Raw genomic sequence first — 18115 nt, forward strand, 5'->3', positions numbered from 1 at the left:
GGGGCGAACTTAGTGCTGGTGCTGGGCCGGTTCAAGGATTCGCCGGACGTGGAGTTGACCATGACCAGCTTGGGAGTGGCAGTCGTTGTTGAGGACGACGCGGATATGCGGAACCTTCTTCGGGCAGTCCTCGAGCAGACGGGATTTGCCGTTTACACTGCGGCCAGCGGGCTTGAGGGGGTCGATCTGGTGCGGCGCCGGCACCCCCGCGTTGTTACTGTCGACGTCGGCCTTCCTGACGTCGATGGTTTCGAAGTCCTGCGGCGCATCCGGCGGTTCAGCTCCGCCCGGGTGGTGATGCTCACGGGCCGCGCCGACGAATCGGATATCGATGAAGCGCTGCACTGCGGGGCGGACGAGTACGTCACGAAGCCGTTCCGGCCCAGGGAACTGCGAACCAGGATCGAGGCGCTGCTTGCCGCCGGGACCGCGGGCCCGGTCCACCATGCGGTATAGCTGAAACCTTGCCGCTTCGCCGATAACCCGCCACCGACGCCGGGCTAATCCGCGGGCGGCCTTCCGGCCCGGCGCCGGCCATGACGGCCAGGAGCCCCGGATGCGGTGGCCGGACCCGCCCAGGCAGCCCATTCCTGCGCGTCAACCGTGGGCCGGCCCAGGAAGTGGCCCTGGCCCACGGCAACTGCCAACCGGGTCAGGACTGTCAGCTCATCGGCGGTTTCGATGCCCACCGCAGCCAGTTCCGCGCCGGTCTGCCGTCCGAATTCGACCATGTCGGCCACCAGGTACTGACGGCTTGGGTCCCGGTGGATCTCCTCGACCAGATCACGGCCTATTTTGATGACATCCGGCCGGAGGGAGCGGATGTGGCGCATGGACGCAGCGTCCGTGCCGGCCTCATCAACTGCCAGACGCAGGCCGGAACGGCGCATCGGCGCCAGGACGTCCAGAAGCGGGCCCAACTGGCCGCCCTGAAGCGGTTCGGTGAGTTCCAGGACGATGCGGGAAAGCTCCAGAGGTGCATGATGGAGGAATCCGGGAAGCCGGGGATCGAGGCATACCGCCGGGGAGACGTTCAATGCGACGGCCAGTTGGGGCGGAAGTTCCTGGGCCGCGGCCACGGCCGACTGCAGCGCCGAGAACTCCAGATCCGCTCCCAACCCGGCCGCGGTGGCATTCTTGAACCAGGACCCTGCACTGCCGCCACCTTCCCACACAAAGCGCGTCAGGGCCTCGGCGCCGATCACACCCTTGCTGGCTAAATCGTGGACCGGCTGGAAAGCCGTGACCAGCATGCCCCCGTGCAGGACCGCTTCAATCGCCGCCCGGTCCCGGGCGGCGACGTCCATAGGATCACCGTCCTGCAGAACACTTGCATCCCGTTTGTCCGGCTTGGTCCGGCCGCTGGCCCGCCTGGCAAGGGAGCGGCTAAAGATCAGGTGCTCGTGCAGTGCGGCCTCCGGATGTCCCGGGTGCGCTGCGACGTGCTCACGCAACCGCTCACGGACCTCAGCCCCTTCCGGATCCGTACCGGCCAGGACCGCCTCGATGATCTCACGCGCCTGCGCCCGCACCAGAGGGACCTCATCGGCGGTCTCCCCCACCCAGCCGTCATCCTCGGGGAACGGACTATCAACCAATGGGCACTCCTCAAGTTCCGGCTCATGTGCCGCTGGCCGCGCCTTCCTGCTGCGCAGCGGGATCCCTCCCCCGTGCTGGGCACTGAATGCATCATAAAGGCACCCGCTAAAATTAGTCAGTCCTGCGGACTCAGACTCCGCGATCTGGGTACATGCAGGGCCAGCTAGATGCAGCCAGGATGACGGTCGAAGCCGGAAGTGCCGGGGACAATTTCCCTTGTCCGGGTCACGCCACAGCGGCGAGACGTGTGCGGCTGGCGGACCAGACGGCCAGTGCCACAAGAGTAAGGACGAGGGCGGCGAATATGACGGCGGTCCAGCCGCCCGCACTCCACAGCGGCCCGGACATGGCCGACCCGGCCGCGCCGCCGATGAAGTTACTCACCACCACAGCGGTGTTGAGTCTGCTGCGCGCCGACCCCGGGAGGGTCAGGAGCCGGGTCTGGCTGAGGACCAGGTTCGCCTGCGCGGCGACATCAAGCAGGATCACAATGACGATCAGTCCGATGATCGAGCCGCTGGCGAGCCAGGCACCGGCCAGGCTCAGGGCGAGCAGTGCCAGCGCGGCGCCCGTGGCAGGAACGGACCAGCCCCGGTCGTGGATGGCGCCGGCCCTCCTGGCGGCGAGGGCGCCGGCCAGCCCGGCCAGCCCGAGCAGCCCGATCTGCCCCACGGAGTACGAGAACGGCGGCGCGGCGAGCAGGAACGTCAGCGATGTCCAGAACAGGGAGAAGACTGTGAAGCCGAGCCCGCTGATCAGCAGGGTGGGCGGCACGGCGCGGTATTGCGCCACGGTGGTGAACACGGAGCCGAGCAGCCGCGCATAGCGGATCGGCTCCCGCGGTTCCAGACGCGGGATGAGTGCGTACAGCACCACCGCGAGGGCCACGGCGAGGACGGCGGCGATGACGTAAATGGCCCGCCAGCCGAACGCTTCCGCTACGAGGCCGCTCACGGTGCGGGAGAGAAGGATGCCGATCAGAGCTCCGGAGGCGATCGTTCCGACGACCCGGCCGCGCTGCTCCGGTGCCGCAAGCTCGCTCGCCAAGGGCGAGAGGAGCTGCGCCGACACGGTGGTGAGTCCCACGCCGCCCAAGGCGCCGAGGAGGAGCGAGAAACTCGGTGCCGCCGCCCCGAGGAGCATGAGCGACGACACCGCGAGCACCGCAGGGATGAGCTTGCGCCGGTTCAGGACATCACCGAGTGGAACCACGAGGAAGATGCCGAGCGCATAACCGATCTGGGTGACGGTGACGAGCGTGGCCGCACTCGAGGAGGCCACGCCGAGCGACCCGGCGATCTCTTCGATCAGTGGCTGGGCCCAGTAAAGATTTCCAACGGCGAGCCCGCCGGCGATGGCGAAGACGATGGTCCGGGTCCGGGTCATGCCGGCGGCAGGAGTAGTGACAGTAGTAGTAGACACGCATTCCATTTCACCGCCTGGCAGGGGGCTGTGGCAGTGCGGCTTTGTCATGGGTCCGGCGTGCCTAGTCACGGCAGACCCTCCCGCCGGTGTGCCGCCGGGAGTAGCGTGGTTGGCATGGACTATCAGGCGGAGCTACAGGGATTCCTCACGTCGCGCCGCCACCGGCTCACCCCCGGGCAGGCCGGCTTGCCGCCGTATCCGGGGATCCGCCGGGTCCCCGGGCTGCGCCGCGAGGAGGTCGCCCAGCTCGCGGCAATCAGCACCGACTACTACACCCGCCTCGAGCGCGGAAAGATCACCGGGGTCTCGGACGAGGTGCTCGAGGCGATAGCACGCGCCCTCCAGCTCGGTGACGTGGAACGCGACCACCTCATGTCCCTGGCGCGCGCGATCCGCCCCTCGCCTGCGGCACGTCGGCCCCGGAAGGCCAAACCACGCGTCCGGCCCCAGCTCCAGCGGGTACTCGACACGTTCGCGGCGCCGGCTTACATCCAGAACAGCCGCCTGGACCTCGTGGCCGCGAACTCGACCGGCTGGTCGCTGTTCCCCCACGCCCAGGAGGCCGGGCCCGGGCAGTTCAACCACCTGCGCTTCCTGTTCCTCGATCCCCGGGCCCGCGACTTTTACCGGGACTGGAACATGGGGACAAGCAACTCCGTCTCCCTGCTGCGCGCTGCCGTGGCCCATGACCCCGACGACGAGGAGAGCATGAAACTCGTGGGCGAGCTCTCCATGAAGAGCGACAGGTTCCGGAGCCTGTGGGCAGCCCATGACGTGCTTCGGTTCCGGCACGGGGCGAAAAAGTATCACCACCCGCTCGTCGGTGACCTCGATTTCGACTTCGAATCCTTCGAGGTCAGCGGCGAACCGGACCTGCTCATGGTCGTCTACGTCATCGAGCCCCACTCACCAACTGCCGAGGCTATGCAACTCCTCGCCAACTGGACAGGCACCGGTCAAGGCAATGCGGTTGAACACTCCCGCAGTGATGCAGGCGCGGATCCGCGAGCGCGCTGACGGGTGCCCCCACCCGCTGTCCGTTGTCCGGTGCTGCTGGCGACTCTATACTGTGGACACCGCGAGCCGTTCCGGTGCATTGGCGGCCTGATCGTATCCCCCGGACGGCGACACCCGCCGGCTGCCTACTGGGACGGGTATCGCCCTGCAGCGCCGACCCCGGCGGGAACCATTCCACTACTGGACCAGGGGTACCAGCCCCCTTGGCACGGAAGCAGCAGACCGATGAGCACAAGGCACCAGACGGAGCAGAACGGCGAAACGGACGGCGCCCTGCAGGAGTTGCGCAGGCACCTGGCGGGGCGGGTGATCGAACCGCAGGACCCGTTGTACGACGAAGCCCGGGCGGTCTGGAACGGCATGATCGACGTCCGTCCGCGGGCCGTCATCCGGGCCGGAGCCGTCGGAGACATCGATGCCGTCCTGCAGACGGCACGCAGCACCGGCTTGCCGCTTGCCGTACGCGGGGGCGGGCACAACATTGCCGGGCATGGGACTGTCGACGGCGGTCTGGTGCTGGATCTGGGCCAGTTGCGCAACGTGGAGGTCGACGTCGAACTCCGGCTCGTAACCGTGGAGCCCGGGGCGACACTGGCAGACGTGGACCGGGCCACCGCCGTGCACGGACTGGCCGTGCCGCTGGGGGTGATCAGTGCCACCGGGGTTTCGGGGCTGACCCTCGGCGGCGGGGTGGGCTGGCTGACCCGGTCCAACGGCCTGAGCCTCGACAACCTGGACAGCGCCGACGTCGTTACGGCCACCGGAGAGCACCTGCACGCCAGCGAACAGCAGAACCCCGAGCTGTTCTGGGGATTGCGCGGCGGGGGCGGCAACTTTGGGGTGGTCGCGTCCTTCACCTTCCGCGCCCGGCCGCTGCCGGCTGCCGTGCTGGGTGGAAACTTCTTCTACCACCCCACGCGCTGGAAGAGCGCGCTGAGCGCCTTCGACCGGTGGACGCGGGACCTGCCCGCGGAGATGAACCCGATCGTCTCCTTCCTGGTGCTCCCGCCCGACTTCGGGATGGGCGAGGAGCCGTGGATGATCATCGGCTTCGCCTGGACTTCGGAGGATCACCAGCCCGGGCTCGAGCTGATCGGGCAGCTGCGCGGGGCCGCGCCACCGGACGCGGAGGAAGTGGGGCCGGCCGCCTGGCTGGAGTGGCAGACTGCCATGGACAGCCTTTTTCCCAAGGGCTCCCGCGGGTACTGGAAGAACGTGTCCTTCTCCCGGCTGGACGATGTGGCCATCGACGTTCTGACAGGTTTCGCCTCAGAGGTGACATGGTCCGGGACCGGGATCGATATCCACCACATGGAGGGGGCTTTCGGGCGGGTGCCCGAGGGGGCCACAGCGTTTCCCAACCGCTCGGCGAAGTACTGGCTGAACATCTACGGCTTCTGGCAGGACGCCGCGGAGGACGAGCGGCTGAGCGCCTTCGCCCGGAAGGCCTACGCCCTCATGCAGCCGTTCGGCGAGCACGGCCAGTACGTCAACTTCCTCGGCGCAGAAATCGGGCAGGACCCCATCGAGGCCGCACGCCAGGCCTACGGGGCGGACACCTATGACCGGCTGGTGGAGCTGAAGAACCGCTTCGACCCCCACAACCTTTTCCGCCTCAACCACAACATTGTGCCGACGTCGGCCGCGGAGGCCTAAGCCGGGGCGCTCCCCCCAAATAGGTGGAGTTCCACGCAAGAAGGCAGCAGGGCCTAGGAAAATCGCAATGTCCCCTTAGCAAAGTGAGTGCGGGGGCTCAATTACACATGATTTTTCACTGCCCCCGTCAGCAAATATGCCAACAGGGGGGCACACCATGAGAGTTGGGCATCAAGACAAAATCGTGCGGTCCAAAAACCGCACCGCAAAACGCCGCAGCGCACTGGGCGCGGCAGTCGTGGGCGCCGTCATGCTGTCTGGGCTGAGCGTCCTGCCGCCGGCCGTCGCGGCACTGCCGGCCGGAGGTTCGGGACTGTCGCTCGCGGCGGTGGCGGGAATTCTGCCGGCGGCCCTACCCGCGGGTCCCGCTGGTGTGGGCCCGCTCGATCCGACCAACGGCTATCCGTACTGGTACGCCGACGGCGGAGATGCGGCCAAGGGGCTGGACCCCGTCCGGCTGGAACTGTGTCTTGACGCCCAGGACTGCCCGGTTATCGGCATCGACTACGATCCGAGCCAGCCGCTGGCAATTCCCGGGAACTTCCCGGAAGAATCCTTCTGGTGGTCTGCCGAATCATCGCTGACAATGCCTGGCGGCGAATCAGCGCGTCTGATCATGGCCCAGGAAGCGGCTTTTGCCAGCCTTGGGTCCGTGGCCCAAGGCCAGCAGAACGGGTTTGCCCGGCTACGGCTACGGCTCGACGACGGGGTGCCGGGCCAGCAGTACACCTTCACCCACCCGTACGGGGTTGAAGTCCTGACCGCAGACGACAGAGGCCGGATCCGCTTCACCGAAGACATCGGCTGTATGCAGCAACCGTGCACCTGGAACGAGCCGTCGAACGGACGCCTCGGCCCCTACCTGCGCTGGGACCCGGCCGTGGCACCGGCCGCGCCGGAAGGCTTCATCGGCGACCCGAACGTTGAACATGCGGTGGTGGGCAGCCCCAAGGGCACAGACTACTTCCAGGTGTCGGGCCCGAACGGGGCCGGCAACGCCGCGAGCGCCCGGACGGACCTGTTTGCCGTGCAGGGCAAAATCGCCACCTTGAAAGCCGGGGTAGACAAGCCTGGAGGCGTCTATAACTCCAAGCAGACGGTCAAGATCCAGGCTTCCCTGCCCGACAAGGCGAAGATCATCTACACGACGGACGGCACCGATCCTGGCTTCAACGAAGACGGCACCGTCAGAGGTACGGAATTCGTGCCTGCCGCGGGCGACATAGCTGCGGCAGCCGCCGTCGAGCTGGCCACACCGGGCCTGACAACCCTGAAGTACATGGCAGTGGACCTTGAGAACAACGAGAAGGCCACCGCCGTCTACACCGAAGAATACGAACTCGACGCTACCCGGCCCTGGCTCGAGGCCAGTCCGAACGCGGCCGCAGGACCCCTTGCGGGACCGCAGACCGTAACCTTCACGGGGACCACGAACAACCCGTCCGTCGCACCGGACATCTACTACACGACTGACGGTACGGTCCCAGGCCTGACGGAGGAAGGTGAACCGGCCGGCTCCACCCGCGAGTACACCGGTCCGATCCCCCTGGCCATGTCGACCACCATCCGGGCGGTCGCCATCGACCCGGCCACCGGAACCGCGGGCGAGGTACGTTCGTTCCCGTTCAAGGTCCGCAACCTGTCCGAGGTCGGCCCGCTTGGCGAGCACGGTTTCCCCCTGTGGCTGAAGGACAACGGCGGGGTAGGCCAGGACCCGATCCAGCTGGACCTGTGTCTTAATGACCCGCTGTGCCCAGTGGTCGATGTCCTGCCCGATCCGGCGCAGCCGACATCCTGGCCTGACAACTTCCCGGGAGAGGCGTTCTGGTTCTCGTCCGACGCCGAAGTAACGGTGGGCGCCGAGGACATCCGGCTGACTCTGGCCTCGGAGGCGGCCTTCGGGGCGGACGCCGTTCAGGACAAAGCACAGATCGGCTTCGGCCGGGTCCGCGTCACCGGCGACGCAGTCTTCGAACCCGGCGCCACCTACCGGTTCACGCACCCCTACGGCGTCCTCGAACTGACGGCGGACATCGACGGCAACATCAACTACACGGAAGACCTGGGCGCCCTGAACTCCACCGGCGACTTCTCCGGGATGCTGGAGACCAGGATCGGACCGTTCCTCCGTTGGACCGAAGGTGCGCCTGAAGGCTACCTCGGCGACGGCACCACGCCGCACGCCGTGACCGGCAGCCCCTATGCCACGAATGTCTTCAAGATCGAGAAGATTGTCTCAGCCGGGGGCGAGGTACTGGCCGACCCGGAGGTCCTCGGCGAGACCGACCAGTTCGTGGTCCAGGGCCGCAAGACTGGTGCGACCGCACCCGTGGCGCCCACTCCCACGGCAACCACGACGGGCGGCGTGTTTGCCACCGACCAGCTCGTGGCGCTGACGGCCACTCCGGCGAATGCGCAGATCTTCTTCACCACCGACGGCACGGACCCGACGACGGCCAGCACGCTGTACACGGAACCGATTCCCATCACCACTGAGGGCGTGACCACTCTGAAGTTCATCGCCGTGACCTTTGGAATCGCTTCCGAAGTGAAGACGGAAACGTTCACCGTGGACAAGACAGCACCGGCCCTCACCGCCAATGTCGAGGGTAGCGAGGTCCCGGCCGGCACCGCCGTGACACTGTCGGCCAATGAGGATGCATCCATCTTCTTCACCCTGGACGGCTCGGAGCCGACAGCCGACATCACCCGCTACTCGGCACCGGTGCAACTCGCGGCTGGCCAGACCCTGCGGGCCATGGCCATCGATACCGCCGGCAACGCCAGCAGCATCGGCAGCTGGACCGCGGCCGCAGGAACCGGTGGCGGCACCCCCGGCGGCGAAACCCCCGGTGGTGGCACACCGGTTGTTCCGCCGGTCGAAGAACCTGTAACGACGGACGCCACCGGCCAGGATTTCAACGGCGACTCCAAGGCCGATCTCATCTCGACGGACACGTCCGGCAGGCTGTGGCTGTACCCCGGCAACGGCAAGGGCGGCTTCTTGCCCAAGAAGCAGGCCGGCCAGGGCTGGAACAGCATGACCAGCGTGGTCAGCGCCGGCGACACCAACAGCGATGGCAAGGCTGACCTGGTGGCACGCGACGCGGGCGGCAAACTGTGGGTTTACGCAGGTTCCGGCACCGGCCGGTTCGCAGCGAAAAAGCAGATCAGTGGGGGCTGGAACATCATGACCAGCATTGTTGCCCCCGGCGACCTCAGCGGTGACCGCAAACCCGACCTGGTGGCCCGTGACAAGGCCGGCGCCCTCTGGCTCTACGCCGGTGATGACAGTGGCAAGTATGCGCCCAAAAAGAAGATCGGCTCGGGCTGGAACAGCATGACGATTGTCGGAGTCGGCGACACCACCAGCGACGGCAAGGCTGACCTGGTTGCCCGCGACAAGGCCGGCAACCTGTGGCTTTACGCCGGCAAGGGCAACGGCTTCGTGATGCCAAAGAAGAACATCGGCGTGGGCTGGAACAGCATGAGCCTGCTGATGGGACCCGGCGACTTCAGCGGCGACGGCAAGAAGGATCTGATCGCCCGGGACAAGACCGGCAACCTGTGGCTCTATGCCGGCAAGGGCAACGGACATGTGCAGCCGAAGAAGAAGGTCGGCTGGGGCTGGAACATCATGAAGGACATCTTCTGATCCCTTCCTGACCACCCACATCCGAACAAGCACAGCGGCCCCCTGCCGGTAATCCGGCCGGGGGCCGCTGTCCGCTTTAACGGGTAGGCCGCCTGATCGGCCCGCATACGCTATGCCAGCGCGGTCACTCAGGCGGTCCCGAACTGGTGGCCTGACCCAGAATGTGGGCCACCGGAGGGGTCAGCGACTGGACGGCGAAGCCGAAGCGCTGGCTGTCCCGGATGGTGAATCCGGCCGCGGTGATGGCGGCGAGCGTGTCCCGGTTGGGGTGGCACCCGCCGGCCAGGCGCTGCCATGCCGGCGTGAGCAGATCTTCGACGGCGGCCAGGACAGGGCGGTCAGAGCGGACGTGTTCGTAGTAGGCCAGGGTCCCGCCGGGGCGCAGGACGCGCCGGACTTCCGCGAGGACGGCTGCCTGGTCCGCGACGCTGCACAGCACAAGGCTGGCGACGACGGCATCCGCACTGCCGTCGTCGGCCGGGATCCGCTCGGCTGCAGCCGGTTTCACCGTCACTTTGACGGGGGCGGTAACGGCGCGGTTCAGGGCGAGGCTTCGGAGGTAATCGTCGGGCTCCAGCGCCAGGACGTGCGTGACTGCGGGCGGGTAGAGCGCAAAGGCGGATCCGTCCCCCGCACCGATCTCAATCACTGTCCCGTGCAGGCCGGCCAGCATGCGGCGGCGGTGTTCGGTGGCTCCGCGGCGGTTCATCCGCTCGACGGCGCGCGCGTAGGCGCGGGCGAACCGCGGATGCTGCAGGTGCTTCAGCGCACCGCCGCGGGTCAGGTCCCCTTCGTTGTCCATGCCGTTGTCTCCTCATAGCGCTGTCTCTGAGCTTCGAGCTTTTCCGCGTCATACGACCTGAGGCCGTGCTTAACCCCTAAGCGGATGATCCAGTACCGCCGTTGCGATGAGCATCGCCGGCGCCGCGAACCAGAGAACGGCCGCGGCTATTCCAAGCATGTTTCCCCCTGCGAGCATTTGGTGCTGGGCACAGCTTCTCACGGGAAAGTCGAGCGCGTCACCGACATCCCGACTCGCCACCTCTCGCGCGGCCGCCCCCGAACAACGACAAGCCAACCCCTTGACGAATATACCCCCGGGGGGTATATTTCTTTATGTTGTCAGTGAAGTGGTATGTCCAGGGGTTTCCCTCCCCGTCACAGCCGTTCAACCCCAGCGCACCCATCCGTCTTCGTGGAATGGAACTGACATGCGTGAACCAAACAAGAGCCTTGATCTGCCGTTGCAAGACCACACCTCACATCCGTCCCCGCGGACGGCAATGGCTGAACACGCGGAACACGGCGCCCATGACGACCACATGGTCCACGCCCACGGCCAGCATGCCGGGCACAGCACGGCGATGTTCAAGAACCGGTTCTGGCTGACACTGGCCCTGGCAGTTCCGGTGGTGTACTTCAGCCCGATGTTCGCGCACCTTCTCGGCTACATGCCGCCCGAATTCCCCGGGGCGGCGTGGATCCCGCCCGTCCTGGGCACGGTCATCTTCGTCTACGGCGGTATGCCGTTCCTGAAGGGCGGACTGAACGAGCTGAAGTCCCGGCAGCCCGGGATGATGCTGCTGATCGGGATGGCCATCAGCGTCGCCTTCGTGGCATCCTGGGTGACCAGTCTCGGCATTGGCGGTTTCGATCTGGACTTCTGGTGGGAGCTGGCCCTGCTGGTGGCCATCATGCTGCTCGGCCACTGGATCGAAATGCGCGCCCTGGGCTCGGCGCAGGGCGCCCTGGATGCGTTGGCGGCACTGCTGCCCGACGAAGCCGAACGCATTACTGATGCGGGCACCGAAACCGTCAGCGTCGCAGAGCTCCGCGCCGGGGACCTGGTCCTGGTCCGCTCCGGCGCCCGGATGCCGGCCGACGGCACCGTGACCGACGGCACGGCCGAATTCGACGAATCAATGATCACGGGCGAGTCCAAGACCGTCACCCGTTCCGCCGGCGACCCGGTTGTCGCCGGGACGGTCGCGACGGATAACACGGTCCGGGTCCGGGTTACCGCCGTCGGGGACGACACTGCCCTGGCCGGCATTCAGCGCCTCGTCGCCGAGGCCCAGGCCTCCTCGTCCCGGGCGCAGGCCCTGGCCGACCGCGCCGCGGCCTTCCTGTTCTACTTCGCCGCCGGCGCCGGCGTCATCACCTTCATTGTCTGGACCCTGCTGGGCAGCGTTCCTGATGCCGTGACCCGCACGGTCACCGTGCTGGTGATCGCCTGCCCGCATGCCCTGGGCCTTGCCATCCCCCTGGTGATCGCAATTTCCACCGAGCAGGCCGCCCGTGCGGGGGTGCTGATCAAGAACCGGATGGCCCTGGAACGGATGCGGACCATCGACGTCGTCCTGTTCGACAAGACCGGCACCCTCACCAAAGGCGAACCCGAACTCAAGGACGCAAGCGCAGTTGAAGGCACGAGCCGGGACGAACTCCTGGCCCTGGCGGCAGCCGTCGAGTCCGACAGCGAACACCCCGTTGCGCGGGCGATCGTCCGTGCAGCACGGCACCAGGGACTCCGCGTTCCCCGTGCCACTGGCTTCACGTCCATGACGGGCCGAGGTGTCCGCGCAACCGTTGAGGGCAGGACGCTGGCGGTGGGCGGACCGGCACTGCTTCGGGAATCCGGAATCACCGAGCCGGCGGACCTGGCAGCCTCCACGCGGGGCTGGATGGACCGCGGCGCTGCGGTGCTGCACGTCATCGACGGCGACCGGATCCTCGGTGCGGTGAGCCTGGAGGACGCCGTCCGTGACGAATCACGCCAGGCCGTGGCCGCCCTGCAGAGCCGCGGCATCAAGGTGGCAATGGTCACCGGCGACGCCCGGCAGGTCGCAGCGTCAGTGGCCGCCGAGCTGGACATTGACGAGGTCTTCGCCGAAGTCCTGCCTGCGGACAAGGATAGGAAGGTCGCCGAGCTTCAGGCCCGCGGGCTGAAGGTTGCCATGGTCGGCGACGGCGTGAACGACTCCCCGGCACTGGCCCGCGCGGAGGTCGGCATCGCGATCGGTGCCGGGACCGACGTCGCGATGGAATCGGCAGGCGTGGTGCTGGCTGGCAACGATCCGCGGGCGGTGCTGTCCATGGTGGACCTGTCCCGGGCCAGCTACCGGAAGATGTGGCAGAACCTGGTCTGGGCCACCGGCTACAACGTGCTCTCGGTGCCGCTGGCCGCCGGGGTGCTGGCATTCGCCGGGGTCGTCCTGTCACCGGCCGCCGGGGCGGTGCTGATGTCGGCCTCCACGATCGTCGTGGCCCTGAACGCCCAGCTGCTGCGCCGGGTGAAACTGAACCCGTCCCAGGCTCGGTGAGCCCGGGGACACATAGCGCCGCCGCACTCTGACCATGCAGCGCCCTGACGATAAATAAAGGACCTGATTTCCATGACCACGAAGTTTCTGACCCTATCCGCCACTGCCCTCGCCGCGACCCTTGCCCTCGCCGGATGCTCCACCGGAACAGGGCCCGGCTCCACGGGCACCTCAACAACCGGCGCCGAAAGCAGCTCTACCTCCGGGCCGGCCAGCAGTTCCGCCGCTGCCGCCGCTGAGCACAACGCCGCCGACGTCATGTTCGCCCAGATGATGATCCCCCACCACGCGCAGGCGGTGGAGATGAGCGACATGATGCTGGCCAAGAAGGACATCCCCGCGGAGGTGACCGCGCTGGCCACCAAGATCAAGGCCGCGCAGGGACCGGAAATCGAAACAATGACCGGGTGGCTCACCAGCTGGAACGAGCCCACCCAGGCCCCCACCGGGCACGCCATGTCCACCCACGGCACGGGCGGCATGGCTGGCATGATGAGCGACGCGGACATGAAAAAGCTCGACGCCGCCCAGGGCACCGAAGCGGCAAAGCTCTTCCTCACCCAGATGATCGCCCACCACGAAGGCGCGATCATGATGGCCAAAACCGAAACCGCCGGCGGGAAGAACTCCAACGCCGTGAGCCTCAGCAAGGCCATCGTCACCGCGCAGGAGGCCGAAATACAGGAAATGCAGGCGCTGTTGGCCAAGCTCTAATCTGGCACCTTCCGCAGCATCGCTTCCATCTCGTCGATGAGCCCGTCCACCCCGGGGGAAGCGGCAATCGCCGCCCCGATCCGCTGGCTTCCCGCCCGGTAGCGGCCATCGCCAAGAACCTCCCGCACGGCCTCGCGGACGGCCTCCGGCTTGGGCCGGCCGGTCTTGAGGTTAATCCCGACGCCGGCCCAGGCCACACGGGCGGCCCCTTCCGGTTTGTCCTCGGTATCTCCGGCGACCACGATGGGCACCCCGTTTTCCATGGCGTAATGCAGGCCGCCGTAGCCGCCGTTCGTGACGTAGACGTCGACCTTCGGCAGGAGCTCCGCGTCCGGGAGGAATTCGGCGGCGCGGGCATTGGCCGGGAGTGGCGGAAGGGAGCCGAGCGGGCGGCGGCCGGTGCTGACGACCACGGTCACGTCCTCCCCGGCCAGCCCCTCGAGCGTGGGACCCACCAAGGCCGTGAAGTCCTCGTTGGAGACGGTCCCCTGCGTCACGTAAACCACCGGGCGGGAGCCATCGAGCTCGCCCCACCAGCCCGGCTTGGGTGTCACGGAGGCGGAGGCGGCATGGCGGGACATCGGCCCGAAGAAGCGCAGGTTGCCCGGCGCGTCCGAACGCGGGTACTCGAACTCCTCCACCGTGAACTGGGCGATGAGTTCAGTGCGGCGGGCCCAGTCCAGGATGAACAGCCCGTCCAGCCCCACTCCCACCAGTTCGCGGGTCAGGGCGTCCACCTGCCGCTGGCTGTCCTTCAGCACCACATTGGAGACCAGCCAGTTCATTGCCCGGTTCCTCAGCCGGGCGCCCGCTCCCTTGCCGGGCGCCAGGCCGGAGCCGTAGGGGGCACAATCCTGGCTGGACAGCGTCAGCGGCAGGATGCCGCAGGCGATGATCGGGGGCCGCTTGTTGCGCGGAAGCCTGGACAGCGTGGCCGCGCCCACGAAGGTGACCTCCGCCAGGACCGCGTCCGTCGGTTCCGCCGCGACCGCCGCCTCCAGCGGCAGATACTGGCCGCGGGCAGGCTCAATCACCAGCCCGCGGATGCCATCGCGGATCGCCTGGACGCCGGTGGCCGCGCTGGATTCAGTGGCGTATTGGGCGCCCGGTCCCAGCGGCAGGAACTCGGCACCGATGGCCTTGACGGCGTCCTCGTAGGCGGGGCCGGTCAGGAACCGCACCCTGTGGCCGCGGTCAATCAGGCGGCGTGCGACTCCGAGCATGGGCGAAACGTGGCCGTCGTGGGGGCCGCTGCAAACGATGACTGATGGCATGGCTGGAGCATATGGCCTGCGGCGCCCGGAAAATAGCCCTAGCCGCGGCGCCGGCGCCGCGACATCCACGCGCCGCGGTACCGCCCCCGGGTGGTACTTTAAGTCACCGCCACATTTGGGCGGTGACTCACCTGTTTGGCGCCTGCAGCGCACTCCGACGTGCGCTGCCGGCCGTCCGTGCATTAGGAAGCTGGGGCTTGTATGCGCATTTGGAAGAAACTACGCGCGCGCGGCGGTGCTGCCGTCGTGCTGGCCGTTGCTGCGGTGCTGGCTCTGACCATGGCCGTCCCGGCCGGTGCGGTCACCGGCGATTATGCCAAGGACACGGAGCACCCCTTCGTGGGGCTGGTTGTTTTCTACGGTCCGGGCGGCGAGTTCCACCACAGGTGCTCGGGCTCCCTGCTGACGCCCACCGTGTTCCTGACCGCAGGGCACTGCACCGCCGTCGGTTCCTCGGCGCGGGTCTACTTCCAGCAGGACGCCGGCGCGGACTGGAGCCCTGAAACCGGAACGGATCCGGACACCGGCTACCCGGGCCCCTGCACGGACGGAACGCTGGGAACGGAGTGCGCGGAGTCGCACAAACTGTACAACTACGGCTACACCAGCATGGCCGAGGTCCCCGAAACGAAGGACGTCGGCCTGGTGATCCTGGAGCAGCCCATCGTGCTCGAGGAGTACGCGCGCCTCGCGGCACCGGGGACCCTGGACGCCCTCGCCACCAGGCGCGGTCAGCAGGAAACAACCTTCACCGTGAGCGGCTACGGAATTTCCGAGGTCAACCCGGTTTCCGATACCTCCTTCCGGGAGCGGCTCATGGCCGAGTCCAAGCTGACGAACCTCACCAGCGCGAGCGCCGACGGCTACAACGTCCAGACCAACGGCAACGGCAAGGGTTTCGGCGGCACCTGCACCGCCGACTCCGGCGGGCCGCTGTTCTATGGCACGGCCGAGTCCAACATCATCACGGGCATCACCTCGTTCAACCACAACAGGTACTGCAAGGGAACGAACTTCTCCTACCGCACGGACCGGCAGGACGTGATCGACTGGATCACCGCCACCGCCAAGATCGAGGCCGCGGATATCGTCGTCGCGGCGCTGTAGGCCGGGCCGTGCTCGCCACAGACAATTACACATTTGGAACACTGGTTACCGTAGGGTAACTTTTGCGGGGGCGGCCTCCGATTCCCCAGGTCGGTAGCCGCCCACGGACAAGCCCCACACCGCCTCTTCACGAGTGGTGCGGGGCTTTTTCGCGTCAGTCCTCGAAGTGGGCGGCCGGATCCTGCGTCGCCGAGTAGCCGGCGATGATCTCCTCGGCGACGGAGCGAAGCTTCCGCACCACCCGCCGCCGGACACGTACGACGGCGGCCGGCCAGCCGCCGTCGTACGCTCACCAAAACCGCCGCCCGGCCTCAGGGCGCTACGCCAGGAACTCAGCCACGGCCTTCACCGCAACGGTCCGCACGGCATAAACCGGCGCAAACACCGGCCGCTTCGGCAGCAGGGGCGCGGGCGCCGGATGGTCGTGGACACCCGGCAGGGGAATGCGCGGGGGCGTGATGCGCTGCCACGCCCAGGGCAGGAAGTAGGTGCGGGCCCAGGCCAGGTCCCCGGCCCTGGCGTCGCGCCAGTTGCTGTGCGGCAGGGCCTTTGGCTCCAGCGGCTGGAGCGAATGATGCACCTGCAGGGTGTCCAGCACCTGCATGGCGATGGTGTGGTGGCCCAGCGGCGAGAAGTGCAGCCGGTCCGGATCCCACATCCGCGGATCCCTGAGCCCGGGCAGCGTCCACAGGTCCACCAGCAGACAGTCGTGCGCGGCGGCGACGATCCGGATGTTCTCGTTGAAGATGGCGATCCGGGAGCGGCTCCGCCCCAGGATGGGCGTGCGCCGCCAGTCCGGCCCGGCGAACAGCATGATGGTGGCACCGGTGGCACTCAGCCGTTCAACACCGGCCTCCAGCTTGGCCGCCAGCTTGTCCGGGTCGGTGCGGTGGAAAATCATGTCGTTCCCGCCGGCCGACAGCGTGATCAGGTCCGGCTTCAGCTCCATTGCGGGCTCGGTCTGCCGGTCAAGAATCTGGTCCAGCAGCAGGCCACGGATGGCGAGATTGGCGTAGGCAAAGTCTTTCCGCTCAGCGCTGAGCTCCTCTGCCACCCGGTCCGCCCAGCCCCGGAGCCCTCCGGCGCAGCGTTCCTCGGGGTCGCCGACACCCTCGGTAAACGAATCTCCGATTGCCACATACCGGCTCCATGGGTGTGGGGCCGTCGCATCCGCAGCGAAGTTCCGGGGTCCAAAGTGGCCGATGTTTTTCATCGCCTCGTCCTCTCCCTTGCGCCCCTGGCGCGGTACGCCTGTGGCGTTATCCAAGGAACGTTCGAGCCCCGCGGGAAATTCCTGAAAAGTTCCTCCTTTGTGAAATATTTCCGCCGGGCCTATGAGTCGGCAGGCGGGATGGCCTCGCAAACAGGTTGACCACACCCCATAGGTCATCGACTCCCCCGATGTTAGATTCAAGGCACCTGCGCCCCTCTGACCTGCAAGGAGTCTCCAAATGCTGATCGGCGGCCTTCCGGCTCACATTCTCCTGATCCACGGCGTCGTCGTCTTCGGGCCGCTCGCCGGCCTGGGCGCCGTCGTCTACGGACTGGCCGGCCGGACCCGCCGATATCTCGCCTGGCCGCTCGGCGTGCTGGCACTGATCCTTGCCCCGATGGCGCTCATCACCGCGCAGGCGGGTGAGCAGCTGCAGGAGACCCGGGGCGCCACCGATGCCATCCAGGCGCACGCCCGGCAGGGCGACATCCTGAAGATCGCCGCCGTCGTCTTCTTCTTTGTTGTGGTGCTGATGGTGGCCGCCACCTTCGCGCCGCTGGCCGAGCGGACCCCCGCGCTCGCCGGGCTCCAGCGCGCCCGCCCGGCCCGGCTCGCTGCCCTTACCCTGGGCGTGCTCGCCGGCCTCTTCGTCATCTACCAGAGCGTCATCACCGGGCATTCCGGCTCGTTCTCCGTGTGGGGCGGCTAGCCGGACGGCATTCAGCGACCGTCCGGCGGCTCCCCAAGCTGCCCCCAGCTTTCCCCAAGCCAGGCAGGACAGAGTTGTCTCACTCGCAAAGGCCGGCTATCACGGGGCAAGTGATGGCAGGTTCAGGCGCCGGGCCCGCAATGTCCCCCATGCATTTCCGGGCCCGGCGGAAAGGCTGTTTCGTCCTCGCTGTTCGCCTTTTCGCCAAAACGTGCCGCTTGAAGTGGCTTCTCAGCGGCCCTTATTGGCAAATCGACGAGTCAAGGAGGCTTCGAAGCGGCCCTTTTTGGTAAAACGGCGGTGCGAGAACGCGGAGGCGGCCTTTTTGGCAAAACGGCTGGCAAAACGGCGCAGCCGAGGAATCTTCAGCAGACGCCGCCTGTTCATAGCTCTGCCCGCATAACCCGGGCCCAGCCCTTCGTG

Annotated in this window: 13 protein-coding genes; 8 read left to right on the forward strand and 5 right to left on the reverse strand. The window is 67.3% G+C overall.

Annotation, left to right across the window (positions count from 1 at the left end; translation table 11 throughout):
• Positions 1-60 precede the first annotated feature (60 nt).
• Positions 61-456 carry a response regulator transcription factor gene (locus G9E11_RS06435; protein WP_190604011.1) on the forward strand — a complete coding sequence of 132 codons (396 nt, stop codon included), beginning with the start codon at positions 61-63 and terminating at the stop codon, positions 454-456.
• 44 nt (positions 457-500) lie between these two features.
• Here the strand turns inward: G9E11_RS06435 and G9E11_RS06440 are convergent, their stop codons facing one another.
• Together G9E11_RS06440 and G9E11_RS06445 are read right to left on the reverse strand one after the other, a co-directional pair.
• On the reverse strand, positions 501-1598 hold the full coding sequence (locus G9E11_RS06440; protein ID WP_190604013.1) for an EAL domain-containing protein: 1098 nt from the start codon (positions 1596-1598) through the stop codon (positions 501-503).
• 226 nt (positions 1599-1824) lie between these two features.
• Positions 1825-3021, reverse strand: coding sequence for an MFS transporter (locus tag G9E11_RS06445; RefSeq protein WP_311764306.1), 1197 nt, complete (start codon positions 3019-3021; stop codon positions 1825-1827).
• A gap of 117 nt (positions 3022-3138) precedes the next feature.
• Between G9E11_RS06445 and G9E11_RS06450 the strand changes: the two genes are divergently transcribed.
• The 3 genes from G9E11_RS06450 (at position 3139) to G9E11_RS06460 (ending at position 9352) form a co-directional block, all read left to right on the forward strand.
• Positions 3139-4041 (forward strand): helix-turn-helix transcriptional regulator, encoded by a 903-nt coding sequence (locus G9E11_RS06450; protein WP_190604017.1) that lies wholly within the window; start codon positions 3139-3141, stop codon positions 4039-4041.
• Between the two features lie 225 nt (positions 4042-4266).
• Positions 4267-5697 carry an FAD-binding oxidoreductase gene (locus G9E11_RS06455; protein ID WP_190604018.1) on the forward strand — a complete coding sequence of 477 codons (1431 nt, stop codon included), beginning with the start codon at positions 4267-4269 and terminating at the stop codon, positions 5695-5697.
• 184 nt (positions 5698-5881) lie between these two features.
• Positions 5882-9352: a chitobiase/beta-hexosaminidase C-terminal domain-containing protein gene (locus tag G9E11_RS06460; protein WP_190604020.1), complete on the forward strand. Its 3471-nt coding sequence runs from the start codon at positions 5882-5884 to the stop codon at positions 9350-9352.
• A 124-nt stretch (positions 9353-9476) separates the two neighbouring features.
• Here the strand turns inward: G9E11_RS06460 and G9E11_RS06465 are convergent, their stop codons facing one another.
• The gene (locus G9E11_RS06465; protein WP_190604022.1) at positions 9477-10154 is read right to left on the reverse strand and encodes a class I SAM-dependent methyltransferase; all 678 of its coding nucleotides are present in this window, start codon (positions 10152-10154) and stop codon (positions 9477-9479) included.
• A gap of 409 nt (positions 10155-10563) precedes the next feature.
• Between G9E11_RS06465 and G9E11_RS06470 the strand changes: the two genes are divergently transcribed.
• Positions 10564-12675: a copper-translocating P-type ATPase gene (locus G9E11_RS06470; protein WP_190604023.1), complete on the forward strand. Its 2112-nt coding sequence runs from the start codon at positions 10564-10566 to the stop codon at positions 12673-12675.
• Positions 12676-12747: 72 nt separating this feature from the next.
• Positions 12748-13389, forward strand: coding sequence for a DUF305 domain-containing protein (locus G9E11_RS06475; RefSeq protein ID WP_190604025.1), 642 nt, complete (start codon positions 12748-12750; stop codon positions 13387-13389).
• Here the strand turns inward: G9E11_RS06475 and G9E11_RS06480 are convergent.
• A complete protein-coding gene (locus G9E11_RS06480; protein WP_190604027.1) occupies positions 13386-14663 on the reverse strand; it encodes a glycosyltransferase in 1278 nt (425 codons plus the stop codon). The two genes, G9E11_RS06475 and G9E11_RS06480, sit on opposite strands and share 4 nt — an antisense overlap.
• A gap of 201 nt (positions 14664-14864) precedes the next feature.
• On the opposite strand from G9E11_RS06480, the gene G9E11_RS06485 reads away from it, so the two are divergent.
• Positions 14865-15770, forward strand: a complete 906-nt coding sequence (locus tag G9E11_RS06485; protein WP_190604028.1) for a trypsin-like serine protease — start codon at positions 14865-14867, stop codon at positions 15768-15770.
• A 319-nt stretch (positions 15771-16089) separates the two neighbouring features.
• Here the strand turns inward: G9E11_RS06485 and G9E11_RS06490 are convergent, their stop codons facing one another.
• Entirely contained in the window at positions 16090-16908 is an 819-nt protein-coding gene (locus G9E11_RS06490) for an SGNH/GDSL hydrolase family protein (protein WP_311764307.1), read from the reverse strand.
• Positions 16909-17221: 313 nt separating this feature from the next.
• Between G9E11_RS06490 and G9E11_RS06495 the strand changes: the two genes are divergently transcribed.
• On the forward strand, positions 17222-17692 hold the full coding sequence (locus G9E11_RS06495) for a hypothetical protein (protein WP_190604030.1): 471 nt from the start codon (positions 17222-17224) through the stop codon (positions 17690-17692).
• Positions 17693-18115: the final 423 nt, after the last annotated feature.

This window comes from Arthrobacter ipis (genome assembly GCF_014694315.1).
GTDB classification, from domain to species: Bacteria; Actinomycetota; Actinomycetes; order Actinomycetales; family Micrococcaceae; genus Arthrobacter; species Arthrobacter ipis.